Raw genomic sequence first — 8,579 nt, forward strand, 5'->3', positions numbered from 1 at the left:
GAAATAAAAATGCAATCAATATCCGTCACGATCCTGACCGGTTTTTTGGGATCAGGCAAAACGACGCTGCTGCGTCATATCCTCAATGCCAATCATGGTTATAAAATAGCCGTCATTGAAAATGAATTTGGTGAAGTGCCGATTGATAATGAATTGATTGGTGAGCGCGCCACCCAGATTAAGACATTAAGTAACGGATGTATCTGCTGTAGTCGTGCGAATGAACTGGAAGAGGCGTTATTGGACTTGCTGGACAGCATGGATAAAGGGCAGATCAGCTTTGACCGCCTGATTATCGAGTGCACAGGCATGGCTGATCCCGGCCCGATCACGCAGACTTTCTTTTCCCATGAAACGTTGTGTCAGCGTTTTTTACTCGATGGCATTATTACGCTGGTGGATGCTGTCCATGGGGAACAACAGTTAGATCGTTTCTCCATTGCTCAGGCACAAGTGGGCTATGCAGACAGAATTCTTTTAACCAAAACCGATATTGCACCTGCTCATGATGCCTTAGTTGAACGCTTGCAGCGAATCAATGCCAGAGCCCCTGTTTGTCACGTCATTCAGGGCGGGGCTGATTTAGGCTTACTGTTCGATATCGACGGTTTTATGTTGAATGACACACTGGCGGTTTCGACGCCTGTATTTCGGTTTATGCCGAAACAACCAAACTCGGTTCAGTCGATTGTCGTTAACTTATCGTATCCGGTTGAACTGTCAGCCGTTTCTGACCTGATGGAAGAGCTATTGCTGAGTTTCGCGGATAACCTCCTGCGTTACAAAGGCATTCTTGCGATTAAAGAGGCGTCACGCCGATTGCTGTTTCAGGGGGTTCAGTGCCTGTATAGTGCGGATTGGGACAGAGAATGGCGCGATGATGAATCCCGTGAAAGTGTGCTGGTTTTCATTGGTATCGATCTGCCGGAACAGCAAATCCGTGAAAAATTTGCCGCATTGGTTTGACGCATCGTTGTTTGAATAATCATTTTCTGTGGAATTTTAATCGTTTATTTTTTATTTCTTATTGAGCAGTGAAATTGTTTAATATAAATTCGCTGCTCAAGTTTAAATAGAAATTTATTTTATACATTCACCTATTAAACTTAATTTTCTGTAAAGCATTAATTAGCGAATTAACAAATAAAAAACACTAAAAACAAAATTCATTCACAAGTCGGATTTGTCATGCGTATAAAAGAGCAATCTATTTTAGAGGATAATGTGGTCTATTTTATCTACCGGCAATCTCCACAAACTCATGCGTGGAGATTGTTGCAATAACAGGTTATGTTAGTGAAAACAGCAGAAAAAACAACCCCGTTATTTAGCGGGAGATTCCCAGATTCTGGAGAAACGTTTCACATTACTGGCGGTATAAATGACAGTATGTGAAATATTGCGGTGCCCGAGATAATCTTGAATCAAACGGGTATCACGACCGAGGTCGGCTAATGCATAACCACACGCGTGCCTTAACATATGCGGATGCGGAGAAACACTGACAGCAGCCTGCTTTCCATAACGTTTCAATAACCCGTAAACTTGTTGCCGTGAAACAGGGCCTGATTTTTGAGAGAGAAATACCCACGGAGAATCGGCTTCCCGCCATTTTTGACGAATATCCAACCATTTTTTCAATGCTTCAATTTCCTCTGGGATTAAAGGATGTGTGGTTGAAAGACCACCCTTTAACCGCCTGATGTGAATAATTGCTGAATTTAAATCGAGATCAGACAGGCATAGATTACATAGCTCACTTACCCTAAAACCATGAATAAAACACATTAATAGCATGCAGTAATCCCGCTCTGCGTGACGCCCTTGTTTTGTTGCTGCCAAGATTGCGTCTATTTCGTATCGGGTTAAAAACTTACGTTGTTTCATGAAATTATCATTCCTATGAAATCAGAGAGATGAATTGTGAATAGCAAGGTAGTTAAGCCAATCGAATACAACAAAACATTAATGTTTTTTAAACATGATTGGAAAAATACCAGATTAATTTAATTGGAATACCGCAAATAAAAAATTTGCGCCGTCTTTTCGTCTTATTCTTAATGAAAATACTAATTGAAATCGTATAAATACGTGCTATGTGGTTCTGATATACAGAATGAGGCAATCATAAATAGAATTCCATACATAAAGACAGTTCTATTGAACTTTACAACTAATCATTGGAGTGGTGTATTTTTTGGTTTTTTATTCTTTTAAAATTTCCTTTTTAGTGTATTAAGTTTGTATTTTTACTGCATTTAGTAGAAAAAGTAAATGATTTATCTAAGTTGTTTAGATAATGCCTTATGAATGATTAAAAATTACCTTTTACTCAGTGCTTTTGAAATAAAATTTTATATTTGAATTTTTCACTGGGTTTTTATTCTGATTTGCCATGTGATTTGGATGAAAAACAAACAATTTTGGGGGGGAGGGCTACGAGGGTGCTTAAAATAGCATCAAGTTTCTGGAAGGATTTCCGCCAATTTAGTAACGTAAGTTATAACTTCAAGTTGTTACTATGTGTTATTCGGCGTGAAGGAAGTCACCGTTTTTTATTCAATTTGTAAAATTTAATTAAATAGATATTTTTCATGATTAATTAAATATCGTAGCATCATTAAAATGATTATTTAATAAATAAGAGTTGCGGAATATGATTTGGTTGAGGCCAAAAAAACTGCAAAAAGAATTTTTTTGGCCTTATCTGCTATTTAGGTAAAAGCCAGAAAAGGGGAAACGCATAGCAAGATCCCGGTAAAGATGATCAAGATGAGCGAGGCGCCTTTGTAATGGTGCAAACCGGGAACCTTGTAGACCAAATAAGCAGGAATGAGGCAGCCAACGATGCCAAATATTGGGCTACAGAGAGAAGTAAAGCTTAATACGGGCGCATTCAGGATAATCGCGCTCCATGCCAATAAGATGGCGAAAACCATGATACCTTTTTGCACCCACTTTTCGTTGATCTTTTCGACAGGCATCAGACGGCCAAGAACATTCATCACAATGCCCTGGCTGGCTTCGCGGAATCCAAGGTAGACACCAAAAAAGGCCGTCATCACGGCAAAAACGTTGAGCATGATACTGATAATAACCACCCAACCGCCGGGAAAGAACTGAGCGGCAATCGCCAGTGCCGAAATATTCTGTTCATAGGCTTTGAGGGCTTCATCATGTCCCATCGCCAGTGTAAAAGAGATAGCATAGAAAAATACCGTACAAAACAGCACAGCAAAAGCCATATTCATGGCGCGTTGTGCTTTGTGACGGGCAACTTCACGGTTTTTCTCACGATTGCGGTAAGAGATCACCATCGGGCTTAGTGTTTGGATAAACAGGATAGAAGTAAGTGTAAAAGGCAACGTGATAACGGCCTGTTTGATCAATAGGCCGAAGGGAGGCAATGCGCCGATATTGTAAAGGTGCCACATGCCGATCATGGAAAACCCTAATGCCGCGATCACAAATAACTTTGTCATGACCATCAGGCTGGATATTTTGAACAGTAATTGTTCACTACGGGAAGAAATAGCGACTAATACACAAATTAACACCAACCCATAAAGTGGATTTTTCGACATGAGTTCGTCGGTGATGCCAAATGTTTGCAGGTAAGAAGCGCTATCATTGGTTATCGCGGTGGAATAAACAAACATCCAAATCACCAGCATAATGAAATAGAGCACGCCGAGCAGGATGCCCCAATTTTTACCCAGATAGCCACTGATGATACTGGGATAATCTTTACATTCGGGCGACTCTGCAAGGGTATTGATGAAGAGCCGCTGAAAAAGATACATGGCGGGATAACCGATAATGGAAGAGAGCAGGAAAACCCACAATCCCATCAATCCAACCTGAACAGGCAAGAAAACAATGCCGGCCCCGATTGCCATGCCAATACTCATAATGACCCAACCGGTATCACGATGGTCAAATTTTATGGCTTTTTTCCATTCTGCTTCCGTCATATTGGCGCGTTTGGCCGACGAAGATAACCGTGACGTGGCATCACTGTTTTTTGTTGTTGTTTTCATAATAGTTCTCGTTGAGATCTTTGGTGCTGTAATTTGGTGCCTAAACATGCCATCTGATACGGCTTTTGGGAGAACAACCTCTTCATAAAGAAGAAATCGCAAAGGTAAATTACGCAAAAAAGAAGTTATTTTTATCATTTTGATAAATAACGTTATTTATTTTCAATGCGAAGGTATTGTGAGTATTTGTGATATTAACAATTGAAACAGCCAGAAAAAGAGGTGGTATGCTTTATGACGTTTTTATCACATTTGTCTCTGTTCAAAACACCCTGTCAGGATTAAATCCTTTTTTATTGTCAATATTATGATGTATTTCAGTAGGTTAATCTAGCATTTTTTATTGGTGAAATAGGGCGGTACATGCCTTAATCTCTGCTTATCGATCATTCAGTATGCTGATGATAAAGTACCAGACGCCCTCAGGTAACATAATATATGGCAATAAGATCAGATTTATTTTTATTAAGAATAAGTGGCGTTTTATTGGGTTTATTTTATTTGCCGATAATAAAACGGAAAGGGAATAACATTCTTTCCTTTATTTTTTGATTAGTAACCATGGTGAAATTAAGTGATCATGCAATCACCTGATGAATTATATTTAATACTTAAAAATCAATTTGTTACTTGGTTTCGATTAGGCGCTATTTTCTAATTAAATGGACTTTTACTATAATAATACTTATTATTCTTCCGTTTTTAGGTTAGCGGAATTCGCTGAATAAAAAATCGAACAGGTTTATTCTAACAATCATTCAGGAAGATGTAATAATGAAAAGCAAACTCACATTAACTTCACTTTGTCTGGCTTCTCTCATGCTGGCCGGTTGTGCAACGGAATCTTCATCAACACTTCCAGTACAAAAAGTCACCTCTTATAAAACGACCTATGCCGGTATTCGCAGCCCGATTGCGGTGGGTAAATTCGAAAACCGTTCAAGCTACCAAAATGGCATTTTCTCTGACGGCATTGACCGTTTAGGCAACCAATCAAAAACCATCCTTGTCACGCATTTACAGCAAACAGGTCGTTTTAACGTATTGGAACGCACCAACTTGTCCGAGCTGAAAATGGAAGCGGGTTTACAAGGCAAGGCTCAGAAATTGAAAGGGGCTAATTACATTATCACGGGTTCAGTGACTGAATTTGGCCGCAAAGAAGTGGGCGATCACCAGCTATGGGGCATTTTGGGACGCGGTAAGTCACAAGTTGCCTATGCAAAAGTGATGCTGAATGTTGTCAATGTGGAAACTTCTGAAGTGGTTTTCTCCTCCGCAGGGGCGGGAGAATATAAACTTTCCAGCCGTGAAATCATTGGCTTTGGCGGTACTTCCAGCTATGACTCCACTCTGAATGGTAAGGTGTTGGATCTGGCAATCCGTGAAGCCATTAATGATCTGGTCGCCGGTATTGATAATGGTGCATGGAAGCCAACTAACTAATCACTTTTTTAAATATAATCAACTTGTTAAATATTAATTTGGTGAAATATTTTTAGGGAAAATTGTTGTATGTTTTTGATAAAAAAGACCGGGATGTTGCTGGGCGCACTATTATTGGCGGGATGTGTACAAGCCCCTAAGCCCCTATATGAATGGGGTAATTATCAATCAACCCTGTATCAATATTACCAGCAGGATAAAACGGGGCCACAGGAACAGCTTCAAGCATTGCAAAAAGTTATCGAGCAAGCCAAGGCCAAAGATAAACCTGTTCCGCCGGGTTTGCATGCGCAAATGGGGTTGCTTTACAGCAAAACGGGCAATATTGAGGATGCTTTCCAGCAGTTTGAGATAGAGAAAAACTTATTTCCTGAATCAGCACCTTACATGGATTTTCTGCTAAGCAAAAATAAGGGAGTGAAATAATGACGCGTTTTCTGGGGGCGATGGGTGCCTTATTATTGCTGATCCTGACAGGGTGTGCCAACCATAAACCGTATGATTATTCAGCATTGAGAGAGAGTAAACCGAAATCCATTTTGGTTTTGCCTGCCATCAATAAATCGGTGGAAGTGCAGGCTTCTGGCAGCTTTCTGTCTCAAGTGACTTACCCACTGGCAGAATCCGGCTATTATGTTTATCCGGTTGCGGTGGTTGAAGAAACCTTCCGTCAGAATGGTGTCACAGAAGCACAGGATATCCACAATATCAGCTACCAAAAGCTGTATGACATATTTGGTGCAGATTCTGCCCTTTACCTGAATATCACACAATACGGTACGCAATACCAAATTATTAACAGTGATACCCGCGTCAGTGCGACAGCCCGTCTGGTAGATTTGCGCACGGGTAAGCAACTGTGGAGTGGTGTCGCGACAGCTTCTTCCACCGAAAATGACAATTACTCCAGCGGGGGATTGATCGGCATGTTGGTATCGGCAGCCATTTCCCAGATCGCAAATACGGTGATGGACAGAGGTCATGACATTGCAGGCATTACCAGTCATCGCTTGCTGAGTGCGGGTGGGTATGGATATGGCCACTTGCTGTATGGCCCACGTTCAGCGTTTTATGGCAAAGAAAAATGATAAGATTTGCTTGAAGTCAGTAAAATAAATGCAATAAAAATGCCGCAGACAGATCTGCGGCATTTTTTGTACTATTTTTGTTTTGCAGTGATTTTTAATCAGATATCTAAGCGCTTGGTTTGCCATCTTCTGGATTTCCAACGCCAGGCATTCACTAACCCACGGATCCACTCATCGCAGAAAAACCCTATCCAGATCCCCAGGATCCCCATGCCCATCGTGATCCCCAGAAAATAACCGACGGGAATGGAAACGCCCCACATGAAAATCAGTGCCGTATAGAGTGGAAAACGCGCATCACCAGAAGCACGCAGCGCATTGACCATGACAATGTTGAAAGAACGTCCGGGTTCCAAAAAGACCGAAAGCAGGAACAGTGGCAACAGAATTTCAATAATCTTCTGATCTTCTGTCATGAAATTGAGGAGTGATTCCCTGAACATCCAGAACGTCAGGACGACACCTACCGTGACAATGACACCAATCCGCAGGCTTTTCAGCCCCCGAAGATAGGCGTCTTCAAAGCGTTTTGCCCCGACAAGGTGACCCACCATAATTTCATTACCAATGCTGGTGGAGATACCAAACAGCATAATGAACAGAGATAGCTGGAAGTACAGTGTTTGCGCCGCCAGAGACGTTTCCCCCATCAGGCCGATAAACGCTTGCGCGGTCATATATTGCAGGATCCACACCAAATTTTCACCAGCAGCGGGTAAACCGACATGCAGGATTTTGCTCAACATACTCTTAGACCAGTTGATGAGCAATTTAGGCTCTAGCTTGATCTTCAAACCACAGAACAGCAATCCACAGAGCAAAACAACGGCAACGATACGCCCAAATACCGTAGACCACGCCACGCCTTCCAACCCATATTGGGGCAGCCCAAAGAACCCATACAGCACGATCATATTGCCGACAATCGTGAGCAAGTTGGCAATCAGCGTCACATACATGGCCGATTTCGATTTCCCATAGACCCGCAGACAGGTCGCCAGAATAATCGAAATGGCTTCGGGTATCAGACAGATACCCAGTACATGCAGATAAGCGAACCCATCCGCCATCAGATTTTCGGGCAGGTTCATGAGATGCAGGATCTTATAACCGAAGAACACCGTGATCAGCGCACAACTCACACCCAGCACAGAATTAAAGGCAATGGAAATATGAATCGCCTGACTGGCTTTCTCACGTTTTCCTGAGCCTAAATATTGAGCGATGACAACACTACAACCTACGCTGATAAAGTTAAAAATGGTAATAAAGAGATCAAAAACATGATTACCCACTCCCATTGCGGCGAGATAAGCAGAAGAAATATGGCTGACCATATACGTGTTAATTAATAACGTCGCCATATGCAGAAAGATATCAATGAAAATCGGCCAGCTTAATGAAAAAAGAGAACGATCAACAACATCAGACTGATGCATTAGTAAAACCTATTTATTAGAAGTGAGATGAATGGTCTTTTTGCGGTATGACATCCCCAGAAAAAAGCATAGATGATTTTACAAGGTTTATTGGTGAGTTGATAGACAGAGTCGGTGATTTATGCCGTTGGTTTGCTGGGGGATTTGGTTGGGGGAAAATGCCTGCGGATCTCTGCTTTTGGTCGCTTTAGCATTTTCAGCGGGAGTGTTAGAAATTCTGTGTCATTCCAGTAATATGAACCAAAAAGGAATGACAAATGACTCAACCCTTCGATTTCGATAAAGCCCTGAAAGCACTTCAGGCAGGTCAGGCTATGACAGGTAAAGATGGCATCCTGACCCCACTCATCAAGCAGCTAACGGAAGCTGCTTTAGCCGCTGAACTTGACTCCTATCTGGCTCAGGATATCGAGGTCAACCGGCGGAATGGTTCCACCAAAAAGACCATCAAGACTCCGACTGGTCACTTTGAACTGGCTACGCCACGGGATCGTAATGGCACTTTTGAACCCCAACTGGTGAAGAAGCACCAGACCACGCTCTCAAACGAGATTGAGCAAAAGATT

The 8,579-nt window shown here is 41.8% G+C and carries 7 protein-coding genes and 1 pseudogene; 5 read left to right on the forward strand and 3 right to left on the reverse strand.

Features of this window, described 5'->3' with window-relative positions; translation table 11 throughout:
• Positions 1-9 precede the first annotated feature (9 nt).
• Positions 10-966: a GTPase gene (yjiA, locus tag PSI17_RS07725; protein WP_273551420.1), complete on the forward strand. Its 957-nt coding sequence runs from the start codon at positions 10-12 to the stop codon at positions 964-966.
• Between the two features lie 357 nt (positions 967-1,323).
• On the opposite strand, the pseudogene PSI17_RS07730 reads toward yjiA, so the two are convergent.
• Both PSI17_RS07730 and PSI17_RS07735 read right to left on the reverse strand, forming a co-directional pair.
• Positions 1,324-1,890 (reverse strand): annotated as a pseudogene (locus PSI17_RS07730) (tyrosine-type DNA invertase); the annotation flags it as partial.
• A gap of 824 nt (positions 1,891-2,714) precedes the next feature.
• Positions 2,715-4,040 (reverse strand): hypothetical protein, encoded by a 1,326-nt coding sequence (locus PSI17_RS07735; protein ID WP_273551421.1) that lies wholly within the window; start codon positions 4,038-4,040, stop codon positions 2,715-2,717.
• A 774-nt stretch (positions 4,041-4,814) separates the two neighbouring features.
• On the opposite strand from PSI17_RS07735, the gene PSI17_RS07740 reads away from it, so the two are divergent.
• The 3 genes from PSI17_RS07740 (at position 4,815) to PSI17_RS07750 (ending at position 6,574) form a co-directional block, all read left to right on the forward strand.
• Complete coding sequence (locus PSI17_RS07740) at positions 4,815-5,486, forward strand: CsgG/HfaB family protein (protein WP_273551422.1); 672 nt, start codon at positions 4,815-4,817, stop codon at positions 5,484-5,486.
• A 69-nt stretch (positions 5,487-5,555) separates the two neighbouring features.
• Positions 5,556-5,912, forward strand: coding sequence for a DUF4810 domain-containing protein (locus tag PSI17_RS07745; protein WP_273551423.1), 357 nt, complete (start codon positions 5,556-5,558; stop codon positions 5,910-5,912).
• Complete coding sequence (locus tag PSI17_RS07750) at positions 5,912-6,574, forward strand: DUF799 domain-containing protein (RefSeq protein WP_273551424.1); 663 nt, start codon at positions 5,912-5,914, stop codon at positions 6,572-6,574. Before PSI17_RS07745 ends, PSI17_RS07750 begins: the two co-directional genes overlap by 1 nt.
• Before the next feature lie 98 nt (positions 6,575-6,672).
• Here PSI17_RS07750 and PSI17_RS07755 read toward each other — a convergent pair whose 3' ends face one another.
• On the reverse strand, positions 6,673-8,013 hold the full coding sequence (locus tag PSI17_RS07755; protein ID WP_273551425.1) for an MATE family efflux transporter: 1,341 nt from the start codon (positions 8,011-8,013) through the stop codon (positions 6,673-6,675).
• A gap of 257 nt (positions 8,014-8,270) precedes the next feature.
• On the opposite strand from PSI17_RS07755, the gene PSI17_RS07760 reads away from it, so the two are divergent.
• A partial coding sequence (locus PSI17_RS07760; RefSeq protein ID WP_273551426.1) for a transposase occupies positions 8,271-8,579 on the forward strand: 309 nt, incomplete at its 3' end.

This window comes from Xenorhabdus sp. IM139775, from assembly GCF_028598745.1.
Taxonomy (GTDB): Bacteria; Pseudomonadota; Gammaproteobacteria; order Enterobacterales; family Enterobacteriaceae; genus Xenorhabdus.